The sequence below is a fragment of the Rhizobium johnstonii 3841 genome (assembly GCF_000009265.1).
In the GTDB taxonomy this organism is placed as follows: domain Bacteria; phylum Pseudomonadota; class Alphaproteobacteria; order Rhizobiales; family Rhizobiaceae; genus Rhizobium; species Rhizobium acaciae.
Window position 1 is genome coordinate 3139757 of record NC_008380.1, and the last position, 16457, is coordinate 3156213.

The window sequence follows — 16457 nt, forward strand, 5'->3', positions numbered from 1 at the left end:
CCAGCGCCTTTCCTGCTCAGAACCGAGAAAAGCTCCAAGGACGGATGCTGCTCAAGCAGGCCTGACCGATGCGAGTTCGATCGTCACCCGCGTCCCGGCAGCACTGCTCTCGATGCTGACCCCGCCGCCATGGTTTGCGGCGACTTGCTTGACGAGGCTGAGGCCGAGACCGGCGCCCCTGCTCTTCGGGGTGACGCGGTAGAAGGGCTCGAAAACCAGCTGCCGGTGTTCGGCCGGAATGCCCGGCCCTTCGTCGGCAACGCTGATCCGCCCCGCCCCAGAAGCCGAGACCGACACCGTGATCATGCCGCTGTTGCCGCCGTGGTCGATGGCGTTGCGTACCAAGTTGCTCACCGCCCGCGGCAGAGCGGAAGGGCTGCCCCGGCGTTCAAGGCTCTCCACCTTGCTTTGAAAGCAGATCTGGTAGCCGGCGGTGATCGCCAGCGGCGCGAGGTCCGCGACCACGGTGCGGGCGATGTCGACCAGATCAACTATTTCGTCGAGATCCGCCGCTTGGTCGTTGCGCTCGAAATCGAGCAATTGTTCGGCCGCCTCGGCCAGCCGCGCAACGTCGTCGAGCAGTCGCTGCCGCTCTCGGCCATCAGGCATGCCGTCGATGCGCGTCTGCATGATGGCGATCGGCGTCCTTAGCTCATGCGCCGCGTCTATCAGGAAGCGCTGGCGTTTGCGGAATTCAGTCTCCAGCCGCTCCAGCGCGCCGTTAAAGGCGGTCACCAATGGCGACACTTCCCGGGGAATGCCGTTCACAGGAAGGCGCGCGCCCTGCCGGAGCGGCTCGATCTCGGCCGCCTCGCGCGCAACGTCGCTGATCCCCCGGAGCGCACGTCCGACGATCCGCGGCACGGCGAGGAAGACAGCCGGCAGGGCGACCGCAAGCAGCGGTATGTAGATGGGATAGGTCTCAATCAGCATGGTCAGGAAGGTCGAACTCCTGCTCGGATTTCCACCATACATCACCCTGAAGGCGCCTAGCCGCGTTTCGATAGCGTCGATCGACGCGCTCTCCTCCGTCTCCCTGGCACCGCGAATGTCGCCCTCCTTGATGAGGCGGATATAGTCGGCAAGCCCGCGATAAGCCTCGGGGATCGCGCCGTATGAGACCGTCCGCCCATCCTGGTCCGCAACGATGAACCAGAGTCTTTCAGCTTCCGCCTTGAGCGACCTCAGACGCGGGCTGTCGATAATCACCAGCCTGCCGTCAGCCTCCCGCCCCAGCGCTTCGTCGAGCACCGCGGTAAGCTTATCCTCCGTGCCCACATTGGGCGAGAGGATCATCGCGCCGTAGACGCAGAGCCCGACGATGACAGCCGCCACCACGGCAACGAATACGAGACTCAGCTGCCAGCTGAGCCGCCACCAAAGCGACGGATTGGCGTATTGCGCCTTGGCCATCATTCTTCCTTCATGAGGTAACCGACGCCGCGGATATTATGGATCGCGACGCCGGCGCCGACATCGATCAGCCGCTTGCGCAGGCGCGAAATATGCGCGTCGAGTGCATTCGACTGGATTTCCTCCTCGTAGTTATAAACCGCCGCCTCCAGCGTCGAGCGCAGCACGGTCTGCTCCTTGCGCCTTGCGAGTGCCGCCAGCACCAGAAGTTCGCGCCGGGGCAGGTCCAGCGGCACGGCATCGACGGTGACACTCAGATGCAGCGGGTCGATCACCATCCGTCCGGCCGTGATCTTGAGTTCGGCCAGTTCGGGCGATCGCCGTAACACGGCCCTGAGCCGCGCCATCAGCTCTTCGACCAGGAACGGCTTGCCGAGATAGTCGTCCGCCCCGAGGTCGAGGCCTTCGATCCGCTCCTTCGGTTCGTTGCGCGCCGTCAGCACGATGATCGGCGTATCCTTTCCCGTCCGCCTGAGTTCCGGAATGAAACTCAGCCCCTCCCCGTCAGGCAGGCGCCGGTCGAGTAGAATCGCATCGTAGAGGTTCTGCCGCGTCAGCTCGACCGCATCGACCAGATGCACCGTGTGGTCGGTGACGATCCCATGTTTGCCGAGTGCAGCCGAGAGCGCCTCGGCCAACTCCCTCTCATCCTCTATCAACAGTATCCGCATCGCCCGTCCATTGTCTCGCTCTCCCCTCTGTCCGCCACAAGGGTTGCGGCAGCATTGCGGAGCTTGCAAGGCAGCCGGTCATGCTGTCGCAATTGTTGAGGTCCAGCACAAAGAATATTCGCGGCAGCTGGAGATCAAGATGATCCGACCTATCCTCCGTCTCCTGACGAGACACTTCCTCTCTGCCTTCATCCTTGCCGCGCTGCTCGCAGCCCCGCTCGTCATTCTGCACATGCTTCACGAAAAGACGGCATTCGAGAACGGCCTGCTGATGGACGTCCGATGATGCAGCGAGCGAACCTCAGGCGGTCTTACTGTCTGCCATGCAATAGGCCGAGAATGCCTGAAGATAGGCCTGCACCCTGGAACGGTTCTCCGCTGCCTCGACGGCCTTGAGCACGTCGGCCGGCTCCAGTTTCATCAGAGGAAGCCTAAGGAAAATATCGCCCGCGAACCGGTCGGTGATGGTCGCAAGAACGGTGCGAAGGCCCGCCAGCATGTCATCGCCGCGATGCGATGCGTGCAGCAGGGCGATCGGCTTGTGGACGATATCATCTCCTGACACGAGCCAATCGATCGCGTTCTTGAGGCCGCCCGGGATAGATCGGACATATTCCGGGCTGGCAATGATCACCCCGTCACTCTGAGCGATCACATCGATGAGATTCCGCACGACCTCCGGCAGAGATTCTCCCTCGAGGTCAGGCGAGAATACCGGCAACCGCCCCACGCCGTCGAAGATCGAAATCTCGATCTCACCTGGCGCAACGGCGCGGACAGCCTGCAGCATGGCCGTATTGGTGGAATTGCGCCGGGCGCTGCCGGATATTGCGAGAATCTTCATGATCCTACCAGGAATCGATCGATCATGGCTGTCAACGCAAAAGGCTACGCAGGCGCGATTGAGTAGCGCCAAAAAAGCGACTTTTGCTTGAACTGGCCGAGCCCCGCGTTAGCCTGGATGCTGCTGCCGAATCGGCTGGAATTACCCCTTGAGGAAATACACATGTCGGCTTTGATCGAGGCGCGGGGCGTCAGCAAACGCTTCCGGCAGCACAAGCGATTTCCGGGCCTGCTGGGCGCGCTGAAGACTCTGGTGACCAACGAATATACGGAGGTTCTGGCCGTTTCCGACATCGGTTTCGACATCGCGGCGGGCGAAGCCGTTGGCTATCTCGGCCCGAATGGCGCCGGCAAATCGACGATGATCAAGATGATGACCGGCATCCTGGTGCCGAGCGACGGCACGCTCTCGGTCCTCGGCCGGACACCGCATCTGCGGCGGATGGACAATGCCCGCGAGATCGGCGTCGTTTTCGGCCAGCGCAGCCAGCTGTGGTGGGACCTGCCGCTGGTCGACAGTTTTACCTTGCATCAGCGTATCTACGACATCCCCGTCGCGCGTTATGCGGATAATCTCCGACGCTTCAGCGAGTTACTGGACTTGACGCCCTTTCTCGACCGGGCGGTGCGCCAGCTCAGCCTCGGTCAGCGCATGCGCGCCGAGATCGTCATGTCGCTGCTGCACGACCCCAAGATCCTCTTTCTGGACGAGCCGACCATCGGGCTTGATGTGGTCGCCAAGGATGCCGTGCGGCGTTTTCTCTCCGAGATCAACCGTGAGCGCGGCGTCACCATCATCCTCACCACTCATGACCTGCAGGACATCGAATCCATCTGCCCGCGGCTGATCATGGTCGATCATAGCAGGCTCATCTTCGACGGTGAGTTGAAAAGCCTGCGCGCGGCATTGGGCTCGGCTCGGCGGCTGACACTCGAATTTGCCAGCGACCCCGGACCGCTGCCATTGCGCACCGCGGCTCTCGTCAGCGATGAAGGCTTGCGCAAGAACTATCTCATCGAGCGTGAAGACATCTCGCTGGTCGCAATCCTGTCGGAGGTCGGCAGCGGGCGCGGCCTCAAGGATGTGGCGCTGCAGGAGCCCGACATCGAAGAGGTCATCCGCACCTTCTACCAGCGGCGCAATGCCAAGGCTCTGGCATCATGAGCGCCTATTTCGCCTTCGCGCGCAGCTCCTTCCATTCGCAGCTCGCCTACCGCAACGAAGTATGGGCCAACATCTTCGGCAAACTCGTGCAGGTTTTCGCGCGGGTCGCCATCTGGCAGGCGGCCTATGCCGGCGTCAGCGCAATCGTGGTCGACGGCGTCTCCCTGCAGCAGATGGTGACCTATGCCCTGCTCGGCGGCGCGGTGATGGGCGCTACCCGCCCTGAAAGGATCATCGGCGAGATCGGCCGGTCGCTCAAAACAGGCGATATCGCGGTTTGGCTGCTCAAGCCCTTGTCCTATCCGCTCTATCTCTTCGCCAACGAATGCGGCAGCTTCGGTTATCGCCTGATGACCCAGGTCATTCCGACCATCGCCTTCACCGCGTTGTTTTACGGTATGCTGCCGCCGGCAAGCCTGTTCGATGGCCTGATGTTCATCGCCTTCTGGGCGCTATCCTTTACGCTGCTGTTCCTGATGTCGGCGCTCTTCGGCCTCGTCGCCTTCTGGCTGATGACGAGTTTCTCGCTGGACTGGATCCTGGGCGCCCTGCTGCAATTATTCTCGGGCCTGCTGATACCGTTCTGGTTCTTCCCCGAACCGCTGGCCACGATTGCCCGCCACCTGCCCTTCGCCTGGGTGGTCTATTATCCCAATGCGGTCTATCTCGGCAGGCTTTCCACGGCCGATGTCTGGCTCCATCTCGGCCTGGGCCTTGCCTGGGCCGCGTTGTTCCTTGCCGGCGTCCTCTGGCTGTGGCGCTGTGCCTCCGGCCGCATCACCGTGCAGGGAGGTTGATCGTGCTTGTTCATCACCTGCGGGTCCTTCCGCTGCTGGTCCGGATGCATGTCCGCTCCAAGATGGAATATCGCGGCGCTTTCTGGCTCGACCGTCTTGCGCAGATCCTTTCCTATGGCAGCGTCTTCGCCACCATCGGCATCCTGCTTGCCCGCTTCGACACCCTCGGCGGCTGGAGCTGGCCGGAGCTTGCGCTGCTGTTCAGCTTCCAGCTGCTCGCTTATTCGCTCGGCGCTGCGATGAGCTTCGTGCAGTTGCGCGAGCTCGAAGAACTGGTGCGGCTCGGCACTTACGACACACTGTTGGTCAAGCCTTTCAGCCCCTGGGCCTATCTGGTCTTTTCCGGCCTTAATATCGGCTATGCCGGCCACGTCATCCTCGCAGTGGCGCTGATGGCTTGGGCCGTTCTGTCCGTCGACTTCACCTGGTCGGTCTTGTCCGCGTCATTCTTCATTGCTGCGCTTATCAGCGCGACGCTGCTGACGGGTGCGCTCATCACCATGATCGGCGCCACGGCATTGATCTGGGTGCGGTCCAACCATCTGTTCTCGATCTTCTTCGGCTTTTGGGAATTGACGCGCTACCCGCTCAATATTTTTCCGGGCGGCATCCAGACCATCCTCATCACCGCGGTCCCGCTGGCTCTCAGCAGTTCGGTCCCCGTCGGCGCCCTGCTCGGCAAACCCATCCCGATCCTCGGGGACTGGGCCGGGCCTGCATCTCTTGTGGCCGGCCCGATCTGGGTGTTGATATCAATCGCCTACTGGCGGTATGCCACCGGCAAGTACCAGGGTGCCGGCGGCTGATCGAGCGGACCTCCCTCTATATCAGGATGCCTGCGACAACGATCTCGCGCGGACCTCGAGGAACGCAGCCGTCAGCTTGGCCAGTACGGGTGAGGTGCATGTACCGTTGGCGCCACCGATCGGGTCGACAATGTGGATCTGCCGGAGATCCTCCATGAATTCGTCCCATAGCGGCGGCCCGCCTTCTTCGAGAAGCTGCGCGCGAATGCTCAGTTCCTCGCTCACAGGCAGATGCCGCCGCCCCCAGGCGCCGATCATGGCAAAGACCGGCACGAGCTGGATCGCTGGTTCCATGAGGCTGTAGATCGCTTTCTGGCTGTGGCTCGGGTCGTCCCGCTTGCTGATGAATCCGAGCGAGAGCAGACGCTTCAGCCGGGCGGCCAGAATGTTGGAGGCAATCCCCTCCTCCGAATGGGTCAGAAGATCGCGGAAATGGCGGCGGTTGCCGAACATGATGTCCCTGATGATGATGAGGCTCCACCGATCGCCCAGCACTTCCATCGTCAGATTGATCGGGCAGCCCGACCGCAGTTCAATATCCACGAATTCTCTCCTTAAAACTGGTTGCAATATAGGATCGCTTATGCGACAGCGCAACTAGTTTCGGTCTGCAATCAGGTGGAGGAGAGCAGCATGTCCAAGGTGCGTGTCGCAGCATTTTCCCTTTCCGTGGATGGTTTCGGCGCCGGGCCGGAGCAAAGCATGACCGATCCGATGGGCAAGCGGGGAACGGAGATGTTCGAATGGTTTTTCCGCACCCGCACCTTCCGCGCGATGATCGGAAAGGACGGCGGTTCTGAAGGCGTCGACGAGGGTTATGCAGCCCGCGGTATGGCCAATTTCGGCGCCTTCATTCTCGGACGCAACATGTTCGGCCCTATCCGCGGCGATTGGCCGGATAATGCCTGGAAGGGCTGGTGGGGACCGAACCTGCCCTATCATGCACCGACCTATATCCTCACGCATTATCCCCGCGAACCGATCGTCATGGAGGGTGGCACGACGTTTCACTTCGTTACCGGCGGCGTCGAGGAAGCGCTTGACAAGGCGAAGGCCGCGGCCGGCGGCAAGGATGTGAAAATCGGCGGCGGCGTCAGCACCGTCCGTCAGTATCTGCAGGCCGGCCTGATCGACGAACTGCATTTCGCCATCTCGCCCGTCGTGCTCGGCAAGGGCGAGGCGATGTTTGCAGGCATCGATCTTCCGGCCCTCGGCTTTCGCGTCGCCGAGCATGTCGCAACCGAACACGCCACGCATATCGTGCTGGCGAAATAAACGAGCCCTTCGGGACTAGGACTCGACATCCATTCATCGAAGCCGAGGCGCCCTCCAATGACAGATGTTGAGGATGCCGCGCTTTCGGTTGCCGCCCCGTTGCGTCACCGCCGATAAGCATCAGCGCAGAGCCTCATCCTGAGGGGCTTCGAAGGACGAAGCGGGTCTGCCGCCGGGAACGTTATGCTCGGTCCTGGCCAAACCCAAGCCGTTCAAGGTAGGCGCAGAACATATCGGCCATGGCGTCGGCATAGGCGTCGATCTCGGCAAGGCTCCGCGGAGACTCCGAGAACTGCTTGCCCACCGTGCCGAGCGTCGTGGTGATCAAATCGCCGGCGAGCGCCCGGATCGCCTCCGGGGCGCAAGGCAGCACTTCCTGCATGAACACATCGACGATGCGGTCTCCCGATGCCCTCGCCGCCTGCGCCTCCGGTGCATCGCGATAAAGGGGCGCGGCATCATGGAGCGCCACGCGCATCGCTGCCTCGTCGCACTCCGAGCGAAGAAAGGCATGGACGAGGCGGCGCAGCCGTTCGAGCGGCGGCCCTTGCGCATCGGCGAGGATGCCGCCGAGCATGTCCGTCGTCTGCCGCCATTCGTCGCTCTGCAGCCGGAAGAGGATCGCTGCCTTGTTGGGGAAATATTGGTAGAGCGATCCGATGCTGACGCCTGCCCTTTCGGCCACCCGCGCCGTCGTGAAGCGCTGGGCGCCTTCCCGCGCCAAAACCTGAGCAGCGGCATCCAGGATCGCCGCCACGAGCTCGTTGGATCGGGCCTGCTTGGGCTGTTTTCGTGAGGAAATCCGGGCCCTTGGACGATCGATCATGGCGGCGCTCCGCAATGCGAATAGCAGATGCGACGAATTACTCGTATTTTTCGCTCCACACAAGAACCTGTCACCAAGGAGATTTTACATGACGACACTGACCACCGCCCCGCTGGTGCCCCTGCTCGACGGCCTGTTCGAGGAGGCTGAAGCGGCAACGAGCCCTGCAATGTCGGCCCTGTCGGGTGATGAGCGAATGCGCCTGATCGGCAGCAAGACCGAATATCTCGACCTTTACGGGCGCCTGAAGGATCTCTGGCTTCCCGTCTCCAGGGAGGCCGGCGTACTGCTCTACATGCTGGCGCGAAGCAGCCGCGCACGAACGATTGTCGAATTCGGCACATCCTTCGGCATCTCGACCCTCCATCTCGCAGCCGCGCTGCGCGACAATGGCGGCGGCCGGCTTATCACCAGCGAGTTCGAGCCGTCGAAGCTGGCTCGCGCCCGCGCCAACCTGACGGCCGGCGGCCTCATCGATCTCGTCGAGATCCGCGAAGGCGATGCCCTTGAGACCCTGAGCACGGATCTCCCGGAAACGATCGACCTGCTGTTCCTCGATGGCGCCAAGGCGCTCTATCGCGATATTCTGGAACTGGTGGAAGACCGCCTGAGGCCTGGCGCCCTCGTCATCGCCGACAATGCCGACCTCTGCCCGGAATATCTTGCCCGCGTACGCTCGCCCGCGGCCGGCTACCTCTCGACACCATTCGAAGAGGACATCGAGCTGTCGATGCGGGCCTGATGACGCCGGCTCGTTGCCCGGCCGAGCACGCGTGCCGGCCGGGCAACGGCCCGTTTCATTGTCGGGGCTTCACCGCTGTACAGCGCCGTAACGCAGCCCGTCGACCAGCAGGGACACCATGCGCCGCGCATGTTCGGACCCTTGGGCGTAGGCGTGCATGCTGAGGCTTGCGGCCGCATTCAAAAGATCCTCGGCGGCGATATCGGTGCGGACCTCGCCGGCGGCAGCGGCGGCGTCGAGAAGCGAGCGAAGGGCCGGCTGCAGCCGCTGCTGGAAATAGGCGGGCAAGGCATCGAAGGCTGGGTTGCCAGAGTGCAGGGCCGCCGCAAGCCCGCGCTTGGCCGCGATGAAATCCACGAAACGCTGCATCCATCTGGCTAGCGCTTCGCCCGGCGCATGTTCGGCGGCAAGGATCGGCGCGGCGTCGGCGCAGGCGTCGATTTCGCGGCGGAAGACGGCAACGACGAGGTCGGAACGCTCGGGAAAATGCCGATAGACGGTGCCGATGCCGACGCCGGCCTTCTCCGCAATCTCACGCACCGGGGCATCGACGCCGGAGGTCGCAAACACCGTCAATGCCGCCTGAAGCAGCCCGTCGAGATTGCGCTTGGCGTCGGCGCGCACACGCCTGTCCGCCCGTTCCCCGGGCTTCAATCCGTCCTCATGCTCATTTCTCTCATCGCTCATCATTCACTCACTTGCAAAACGGAACATTGTTCCGTATATAAACGGAATACGGTTCCGTTTATGCAAATTAACACAGCGCGACGGTGTTGGCCACATCGATGCGCACGAAGTTCGCCTCCCAATAAAAGGAACAGACCATGCAATACCGCACGCTTGGAAGAACCGGCATCAAGGTCAGCCCCTATTGCCTCGGCGCGATGATGTTTGGCGCCGCCGGCAATCCTGACCACGTAGATTCGCTCCGGATCATCCACAAAGCGCTCGATGCCGGCATCAACTTCATCGACACCGCCGATATCTACAGCCGCGGCGAATCCGAGGAGATCGTCGGCAAGGCGCTCAAGGGCCGGCGCGACGACGTCGTGCTCGCCACCAAGGCACATCTGCCGATGGGCGACGACCCGAACCGGCAGGGCAATTCACGCCGCTGGTTGACGCGGGCGATCGAGGATTCGCTCCGTCGCCTGCAGACCGACCATATCGATCTCTATCTGATCCATCGGCCGGCACCCGACACCGACATCGAGGAAACGCTATCGGCCCTCACCGACCTGATACGGGCGGGCAAGGTGCGCGCCGTGGGATCGTCGACCTTCCCCGTCTCGGAAATTGTCGAGGCGCAATGGGTTTCCGAGCGCCGCGGGCTGGCGCGCTTCCGCGCCGAGCAGCCGCCCTATTCGATCCTCAATCGCAGCATCGAACGCGAAGTGCTGCCCGCCTGCGAGCGTTACGGAATGGGCGCGATGGTGTGGAGCCCGCTGGCGATGGGCATGCTCACCGGCAAATACCGCAAGGGCGCCCCGCAACCCGACAGCGCCCGCGCCAAACGTTTCCCCAGGCAGATGAACGACGAGCGCCGGCTGGACGCGGTCGAACGGCTCATCTCGCTCGCGCAGCAGGCGGGGCTTTCGCTGGCGCACATGGCGATGGCCTTCACCATCGCCCATCCCGCCGTCACCTCGGCGATCATCGGCCCGCGCACGATGGAGCACTTCGACGATCTGCTTGCCGGCGCCGGGGTGAGCTTGACGGACGAAATCCTCGACCGGATCGACGCGATCGTCCCGCCCGGCACCGACACCGGCCCTTTGGAGGCGGCCTATAACCCACCTGCGGTAACACAGCCGAACCTGCGCCGCCGCCCGATAACGGAGCGCTTCGCCGCCTGACCGGCAGGGGGTGAGGCCCGGTCCTGCGAAGCAGGAGCGATCGATCCAGTGAATCGATCGCAGGGCCGAACGCCCTGAGCCATGCGAAGGGCCGGGCAGCGGCGACCCCCTTACCTCCCTCATTCCCGTGCTCGTCACAGGAAGAGAGCTTAAAGGCGTTTCTCAAAGAACGTGTCCGGGTATGGGTCGTCATTGAAACGGTCGATCTCACTCCAGCCAGTTCCGCGATAAAGCTGTGTTGCCTCGGGTAGCGCGCTATTCGTATCCAGACGCAGGAGCTTGATGGATAACTCGCGGGCGATGTTCTCGGCGGCCGTCATAAGGCGTGTTGCGAGCCCAAGGCCACGCGCGGACGGGGCGACCCAGAGCCTTTTGATCTCCGCGACCTCGCCGCCATTGCCCTTCAGCCCGACACAGCCGATCGGCAGGCCATCCGACATCGCCACCAGGAACGCACCGCGCGGACGGATCATATCCATGGCGTCAGGATCGCGAGAAAGCGATACATCGAAACCCTTCTCGAAGCGGCGTGCGAGTTCGCCATAGTATTCGCGGAGACAATAGCTGGCGTCCTCGTGCCGCGGGTCTTTCTCCTCGAGCACGATCTGCTCACGCCTCAGCGAAGAAGCGACGATATCCATGGCGCGCAGCAGTTCGTCCGGGCGGCGATGGCGCGCCAGAAACGATTTCGCCTGCGCATTGGAAAGCGCTTCATAAGCCTGAAACTCGCAACGGCCGGTTTCGGTCAGCCTGGCAACGCGGCGACGCGCGTCCTGAGGGTTCGGCACCGTCTCGATGAGACCCTCCTCTTCCAGACTGCGCAGCAGACGGCTCATCAGCCCCGAGTCGAGACCGAGATAATCGCGGATCACCGCAACATCCGTTTGTCCCCGGCCGATCGAATTGAGGACGCGGGCAGCACCCAACGGACGGCCGCGTCCGAGGAAAGACGTATCGAGAGCGCCGACTTCGGAGGTGACGGCACGGTTGAAGCGACGGACGCGAGAGACAGGATCGTAGGTCATATTGTCTGACTTTAGTCAGATAATTGATCCTGTCAATTCAAAGCATTCCAGGGGGCGTGCAAATGAGCCACGCATTCCCCGCCATCCGCCTTGCGCGCCACCATCCCCTCGCCTATGGGAATGACAGCACCCCCAAGGCCCCTCCCGTGTTCCGTTATGCCCTTCACGCCCTGATCGTTCTCATCCTGACGCTGCTGACGCAGATCGGCGGCATCGCCTATCTCGTAGCGCTGGCCGCATCGCGCGGCTGGGGCTTGCGGCGGCTTCCGGCAAAGTTTGCAATCTTTCTGCTTTGTTATGCCGGCGCCACCTTTACCGCGAGCCTCGCCGCGCCGATCTTCGGGCGGGTTCCCCTCTCCTGCGTCGCCGACGCTGCAGACAGGCTCGTGGTCCGCTCCCCGATCTATTGCCTACTGAACCGCAACTACGTCACCCCAGACGTGCGCGATCTGGCAAAGGCGCTTGCCGCCCACATTGACAAGGAATTCCCCGGAACCGTCACCGTCGCGCTGGATGCGAATTTCCCCTTCTTGAACGGCTTTCCGCTGCTGCCGCATCTGTCGCATGCCGATGGCAAAAAGCTAGACTTCGCCTATTATTACAAGGATGCCGACGGTGCCTTCCTGAATGGCGCCACCCGCTCCCCGATCGGCTACTTCGCCTTCGAGCAACCCGCCCCCGGCGACGAACTGCCATGCGAAGGGCGCAACGACTGGCTCACCACCCGCTGGAACTTCGATGCGCTGCAGCCTCTGTTTCCGGCCTATCGGATCGAGGAGCAGCGCACATCGGCAGCGATCGGCTGGCTGACGAGCGAAGGCGTTGCGCGCTTCGGCCTGCAGAAGATCTTCATCGAGCCGCATCTGAAGAACGCGCTCGGCATCACCGACAGCCATGTCCGCTTTCAAGGCTGCCGCGCAGCCCGCCACGATGACCATATTCATATCCAGGTCGAGTGATCCTCTCGCCCCGCCCAGTCCTTCGCCCTCCTCGGCACCCTCGTCGGCGCCTTTACCATCGCCATCGGCGTCGGCCCGCAAACCACGCTCGATTACATCACCCATGCCGTGATGATGCTGCTCCTGGTCACAGGCCTGGTCTGGCTGGTAAGGAACCGGAACACCTCTCCCTCGGGATAGGGATCGAGCACGAAGCCTATCTCAACGGCAGCTCGAAGCTTCGCTTCAGCGTCTCCATCGGCACGTCGGTCTTGACGCTGAGGACGCTCGGAATGCGCGTCAGGTGATCGGCCTGAAAACGCCAGTAGCTATGCAGATCGGCGGTGACGATCCGAAGCACGGCATCACATTCTCCTGTCGTCAGATAGCATTCCATCACCTCGGGAAACCGCCTGACGGCTTCGGCGAAGCGGAGCGTGACCTCAGCATCCTGGGTCTTGAACCAGACGCGGGCAAGAACCGTCAGTCCCGCCCCGACCTTTGCAGGGTCCAGCACGGCAACGTAGCGATCGATGATCCCAGCCTCTTCCAGCAACCGGACGCGACGCAGGCACGGTGACGGCGACAGCCCTACCTCCCTCGCCAGATCGACATTCGAAATACGCCCGTCACGCTGAAGTACGCGCAGGATATGGCGGTCGATCGGATCCAGGATGACTGGCATTTCATAGCTCCTATTCATGCTGGAATGGCATGATATGCCAAACTTTCGCAATTTTACAGATGCTTCGCAAGCTCATTGCGCAGAGCTTGGCCTATCGTTCCAGCATCGAGATGGAGATGGGTAAATGACGAAGATAGAGAAAATTGTGCTTTCTTATTCGGGTGGGCTGGATACCTCGATCATCCTCAAATGGTTGCAGGAAACCTACGGATGCGAGGTGGTGACGTTCACCGCCGATCTCGGCCAGGGCGAGGAGCTCGAGCCGGCGCGCGCCAAGGCGGAGATGTCAGGGGTCAAGGACATCCGTATCGTCGATCTGCGCGAGGAGTTCGTCAGCGACTTCGTCTTTCCGATGCTGCGGGCGAACGCGCTCTATGAGGGGCAGTACCTGCTGGGCAGTTCCATCGCACGGCCGCTGATTGCCAAGCATCTGGTCGGCATAGCCCGGGAGGTTGGCGCCGACGCCGTTGCCCACGGCGCGACCGGCAAGGGCAATGATCAGATCCGGTTCGAGCTGGCCGTCAATGCGCTCGACCCGTCGATTAAGGTCATTGCTCCCTGGCGCCAATGGAACATCCGCTCCCGCTTACAGCTTTCGGAATATGCCGAAAAGCATCGGATCCCGGTGCCCAGCGACAAGCGCGGCGAGGCGCCGTTCTCGATCGATGCCAACCTGCTGCACACCTCGACCGAAGGCAAGAGTCTCGAAAATCCGGCGGAGGTCGCGCCCGATCATGTCTATCAGCGCACGGTCGATCCCGTCGACGCTCCCGACACGCCTGAGATCATCACCGTTGGTTTCGAGAGGGGCGATCCGGTTTCGGTGAACGGCAAGGCCATGACGCCAGCCGCATTGCTGACCGAGCTCAATGGACTGGGCGGCCGGCACGGCGTCGGGCGGCTCGATCTGGTTGAAAACCGCTTCATCGGCATGAAGTCGAGGGGAATATACGAAACGCCGGGAGGCACGATCCTGCTCGCGGCCCATCGCGGCATTGAATCGATCACGCTCGACCGCGCCGCCGCCCATCTGAAGGATGAGATCATGCCCCGCTACGCCGAGCTGATCTACAACGGTTTCTGGTTCGCTCCCGAGCGGGAAATGCTGCAAGCCCTGATCGACCACAGCCAGGCTTTCGTCAGCGGCGAAGTGACGCTCAGGCTCTACAAGGGAAGCGCCTCGGTTATCTCCCGCGCCTCCCCCTGCTCCCTCTACTCCGCCGACCTCGTCACCTTCGAAGAAAGCACCATCGCCTTCGATCATCACGACGCGGAAGGTTTCATCAGGCTCAACGGATTGCGGCTCAGGAGCTGGGCCGCCCGCAACGGCAGATGACCGCCCGATCTTACGTCAGCCAGCGCACTCAACGCTCGACGCTCCAAACGCCTTTACTTCGACCGGAAGGAACCGGACGAAACGAGCGGTTCGGATCCCAATAAGCTGCGGGGGTCAATGGCCGGATAGGTCAATGCCCGCATTGACGGCATCTTCCCTCGCGGTTGGCCGTAGCAGTCCAGGCATCCATGGAGAAGCCCCGAATCCAATTTCAAACGATTTTAAAATAGCCACTCTGAAAGCTAATCGATTTTAATTTTATCGTTAAAATTTTCTTGTTGCAGCGCAAAAGAATTTAGACATTAATTTGTGCAGATGCTCAGTTTATTCGTTGGAGAACTCGCATGACTGTGACATTTCCGCTAACCGAAAAGCGCGACGCCGAGACATTGCTGAAACACTTGACGTCGCACAATCTCAGCGTTCCGGGAAACTGCGTCGTGTCGCTCAAGGCGCACGTCGCCCAGGTCTCATCCTCTCATACGACCGCGCTCGGCACCGCCCGTACCGCCTGGTAGTCCCGAGACGTCGAATTGCGGCAATCAAACTAGCCTCAGTCGTCGTAGACGACAGCAATCTTGTTTCCGGTGGGGTCGCGCACGTAGGCGGAATACCAGTTCGGCCCGTAGTGCGGACGTAGACCAGGCGCGCCGTCGTCCATTCCGCCGTTTGTCATAGCCGCATCGTAAAAAGCGTTCACCTCGGCATGGGACTTGGCCATGAAACCAACCATCGAGCCATTTCCGGCGCTCGCCGGTTCGCCGTTGAACGGCGTGCAAACCCACAGAACGAAACCGTCACCCTTCCCGCCTTCGGAATAGGCGCTCCATCCGGGAAATTCCCGATGTTTGCTCCAACCGATCGTTGCCAAAGTCGCATCATAGAAGCCATTCGATTTGGCGGAATCGATTGCACCGACTGTTGCGTAGACACTCATGATCTTCTCTTCCCTGCTGCAGGATCGGAAGAATCCATATCGCAAACATGTGAACACAACAAGAACATGCATTTGCATTTTCCGCGGAAGGTCAGCGACCAATCGCAGCGGATGGTTATTGCCGTGTCTGCAAAAATTCCTATTCTGGGCAGCGCCGATGGCGACAAAAACCTGAGGCTTCACGGCTATTTATGACAGGAAATTTGGATCATCATGACGACTGTGAGCCGCCCTGATCTCAGCGATATCCACCGTGGCGACTGGGTGGATCGCCGGTTGCCGGCCGCATGGCGGCCATATACGCGGTTGGCGCGGCTGGATCGCCCGGTCGGAATATGGCTGACGCTGTTCCCGTGCTGGGCCGCCCTTATCCAGGCATCGCACGGTCTCGGAGATCTCAGGCAATTGGCGATCTTCTCTCTCGGCGCTCTTCTGATGAGAAGCGCCGGTTCTACGGTCAACGACATCGCCGATCGGAAGTTTGATGGCCATGTCGAGCGGACCCGCTTTCGACCCTTGGCAAGCGGAGAGATCACCACGCTGCCGGCCTTTGTCTTCCTGGCCGTTGAACTCGCGCTGGCGGCTTCGCTTCTGTTTTTCCTGACGCCTTACACCCGCCTCATCGCGATATGTGTGCTGCCGCTCGTCTTTATCTATCCGCTCTGCAAGCGCTTCACCAACTGGCCGCAGGCCATCCTGGGCGCGGCGTTCAATTGGGGCATGCTGATGGCATGGGCCGAGGCTGCCGGGCATATCCCGGTCGGCGCCGTGCTGATGTGGGCCGGGGCCATCGCCTGGCAGATCGGCTATGATACGATCTATGCCTATGTCGATCTGAAGGACGACACCCGTCTTGGCCTGAAATCAACGGCAATCCTGTTCGGCCGGCACGGCAAGACCTTTATCGGCCTGTTCTATGCTCTGGCGGTCGGCGCGTGGTCGCTCGGGGGCTGGCTGTTGGAAATGTCGCCGCCTTATGCGATCGGAATGCTCCTGATCGGCGTCCATCTTGCCTGGCAGACCCGGCGGTTCGATCTTGCCCGCCCGGACATGAATTATCGCCTGTTTCTGGCGAATATCCTGACGGGGGTGCTGCTCGCCTGCACGGCGTTCGCGGGAACATGGTAAGCGGCTTGATGGAT

Annotated in this window: 20 protein-coding genes; 11 read left to right on the top strand and 9 right to left on the bottom strand. The window is 61.7% G+C overall.

Features of this window, described 5'->3' with window-relative positions; translation table 11 throughout:
• Positions 1 to 51: 51 nt before the first annotated feature.
• Both RL_RS15365 and RL_RS15370 read right to left on the bottom strand, forming a co-directional pair.
• Positions 52 to 1413, bottom strand: coding sequence for a sensor histidine kinase (locus tag RL_RS15365; RefSeq protein ID WP_011652489.1), 1362 nt, complete (start codon positions 1411 to 1413; stop codon positions 52 to 54).
• On the bottom strand, positions 1413 to 2084 hold the full coding sequence (locus tag RL_RS15370) for a response regulator transcription factor (RefSeq protein ID WP_011652490.1): 672 nt from the start codon (positions 2082 to 2084) through the stop codon (positions 1413 to 1415). Before RL_RS15370 ends, RL_RS15365 begins: the two co-directional genes overlap by 1 nt.
• Positions 2085 to 2223: 139 nt before the next feature.
• Here RL_RS15370 and RL_RS40160 point away from each other — a divergent pair, with 139 nt between their 5' ends.
• Complete coding sequence (locus RL_RS40160; protein ID WP_165422417.1) at positions 2224 to 2370, top strand: hypothetical protein; 147 nt, start codon at positions 2224 to 2226, stop codon at positions 2368 to 2370.
• 15 nt (positions 2371 to 2385) lie between these two features.
• Here the strand turns inward: RL_RS40160 and RL_RS15375 are convergent, their stop codons facing one another.
• On the bottom strand, positions 2386 to 2928 hold the full coding sequence (locus RL_RS15375; protein WP_011652491.1) for an NADPH-dependent FMN reductase: 543 nt from the start codon (positions 2926 to 2928) through the stop codon (positions 2386 to 2388).
• 162 nt (positions 2929 to 3090) lie between these two features.
• Here RL_RS15375 and RL_RS15380 point away from each other — a divergent pair, with 162 nt between their 5' ends.
• From RL_RS15380 to RL_RS15390, 3 genes are read left to right on the top strand one after another with little or no spacing between them, the layout of a single operon-like run.
• Positions 3091 to 4092 carry an ABC transporter ATP-binding protein gene (locus tag RL_RS15380; RefSeq protein ID WP_011652492.1) on the top strand — a complete coding sequence of 334 codons (1002 nt, stop codon included), beginning with the start codon at positions 3091 to 3093 and terminating at the stop codon, positions 4090 to 4092.
• Complete coding sequence (locus tag RL_RS15385; protein ID WP_011652493.1) at positions 4089 to 4889, top strand: ABC transporter permease; 801 nt, start codon at positions 4089 to 4091, stop codon at positions 4887 to 4889. Before RL_RS15380 ends, RL_RS15385 begins: the two co-directional genes overlap by 4 nt.
• Positions 4890 to 4891: 2 nt before the next feature.
• Positions 4892 to 5695 carry an ABC transporter permease gene (locus RL_RS15390; protein ID WP_041936372.1) on the top strand — a complete coding sequence of 268 codons (804 nt, stop codon included), beginning with the start codon at positions 4892 to 4894 and terminating at the stop codon, positions 5693 to 5695.
• A gap of 21 nt (positions 5696 to 5716) precedes the next feature.
• On the opposite strand, the gene RL_RS15395 is transcribed toward RL_RS15390, so the two are convergent.
• On the bottom strand, positions 5717 to 6238 hold the full coding sequence (locus RL_RS15395) for a winged helix-turn-helix transcriptional regulator (protein WP_028741050.1): 522 nt from the start codon (positions 6236 to 6238) through the stop codon (positions 5717 to 5719).
• Positions 6239 to 6328: 90 nt separating this feature from the next.
• Between RL_RS15395 and RL_RS15400 the strand changes: the two genes are divergently transcribed.
• A complete protein-coding gene (locus RL_RS15400) occupies positions 6329 to 6970 on the top strand; it encodes a dihydrofolate reductase family protein (RefSeq protein WP_011652496.1) in 642 nt (213 codons plus the stop codon).
• A 181-nt stretch (positions 6971 to 7151) separates the two neighbouring features.
• On the opposite strand, the gene RL_RS15405 is transcribed toward RL_RS15400, so the two are convergent.
• Positions 7152 to 7796, bottom strand: a complete 645-nt coding sequence (locus RL_RS15405) for a TetR family transcriptional regulator (protein WP_011652497.1) — start codon at positions 7794 to 7796, stop codon at positions 7152 to 7154.
• A gap of 88 nt (positions 7797 to 7884) precedes the next feature.
• Between RL_RS15405 and RL_RS15410 the strand changes: the two genes are divergently transcribed.
• On the top strand, positions 7885 to 8538 hold the full coding sequence (locus RL_RS15410; RefSeq protein WP_011652498.1) for an O-methyltransferase: 654 nt from the start codon (positions 7885 to 7887) through the stop codon (positions 8536 to 8538).
• 69 nt (positions 8539 to 8607) lie between these two features.
• Here the strand turns inward: RL_RS15410 and RL_RS15415 are convergent, their stop codons facing one another.
• Complete coding sequence (locus RL_RS15415) at positions 8608 to 9228, bottom strand: TetR/AcrR family transcriptional regulator (RefSeq protein WP_028741047.1); 621 nt, start codon at positions 9226 to 9228, stop codon at positions 8608 to 8610.
• A 134-nt stretch (positions 9229 to 9362) separates the two neighbouring features.
• On the opposite strand from RL_RS15415, the gene RL_RS15420 reads away from it, so the two are divergent.
• Positions 9363 to 10394 carry an aldo/keto reductase gene (locus RL_RS15420; protein WP_011652500.1) on the top strand — a complete coding sequence of 344 codons (1032 nt, stop codon included), beginning with the start codon at positions 9363 to 9365 and terminating at the stop codon, positions 10392 to 10394.
• Between the two features lie 149 nt (positions 10395 to 10543).
• Here RL_RS15420 and RL_RS15425 read toward each other — a convergent pair whose 3' ends face one another.
• Positions 10544 to 11419: a bifunctional helix-turn-helix transcriptional regulator/GNAT family N-acetyltransferase gene (locus RL_RS15425; RefSeq protein ID WP_011652501.1), complete on the bottom strand. Its 876-nt coding sequence runs from the start codon at positions 11417 to 11419 to the stop codon at positions 10544 to 10546.
• A gap of 146 nt (positions 11420 to 11565) precedes the next feature.
• Between RL_RS15425 and RL_RS15430 the strand changes: the two genes are divergently transcribed.
• Complete coding sequence (locus RL_RS15430; RefSeq protein ID WP_041936373.1) at positions 11566 to 12378, top strand: hypothetical protein; 813 nt, start codon at positions 11566 to 11568, stop codon at positions 12376 to 12378.
• 196 nt (positions 12379 to 12574) lie between these two features.
• Here RL_RS15430 and RL_RS15435 read toward each other — a convergent pair whose 3' ends face one another.
• The gene (locus RL_RS15435) at positions 12575 to 13042 is read right to left on the bottom strand and encodes an Lrp/AsnC family transcriptional regulator (protein WP_011652503.1); all 468 of its coding nucleotides are present in this window, start codon (positions 13040 to 13042) and stop codon (positions 12575 to 12577) included.
• Between the two features lie 124 nt (positions 13043 to 13166).
• Between RL_RS15435 and RL_RS15440 the strand changes: the two genes are divergently transcribed.
• Together RL_RS15440 and RL_RS40165 are read left to right on the top strand one after the other, a co-directional pair.
• Entirely contained in the window at positions 13167 to 14378 is a 1212-nt protein-coding gene (locus tag RL_RS15440) for an argininosuccinate synthase (RefSeq protein WP_011652504.1), read from the top strand.
• 344 nt (positions 14379 to 14722) lie between these two features.
• Positions 14723 to 14896 carry a hypothetical protein gene (locus RL_RS40165; RefSeq protein ID WP_003540843.1) on the top strand — a complete coding sequence of 58 codons (174 nt, stop codon included), beginning with the start codon at positions 14723 to 14725 and terminating at the stop codon, positions 14894 to 14896.
• 35 nt (positions 14897 to 14931) lie between these two features.
• Here the strand turns inward: RL_RS40165 and RL_RS15445 are convergent, their stop codons facing one another.
• Positions 14932 to 15315, bottom strand: coding sequence for a VOC family protein (locus RL_RS15445; RefSeq protein WP_011652505.1), 384 nt, complete (start codon positions 15313 to 15315; stop codon positions 14932 to 14934).
• 213 nt (positions 15316 to 15528) lie between these two features.
• On the opposite strand from RL_RS15445, the gene ubiA reads away from it, so the two are divergent.
• The gene (gene ubiA, locus RL_RS15450; protein ID WP_011652506.1) at positions 15529 to 16443 is read left to right on the top strand and encodes a 4-hydroxybenzoate octaprenyltransferase; all 915 of its coding nucleotides are present in this window, start codon (positions 15529 to 15531) and stop codon (positions 16441 to 16443) included.
• The last annotated feature ends 14 nt before the right edge of the window (positions 16444 to 16457 follow it).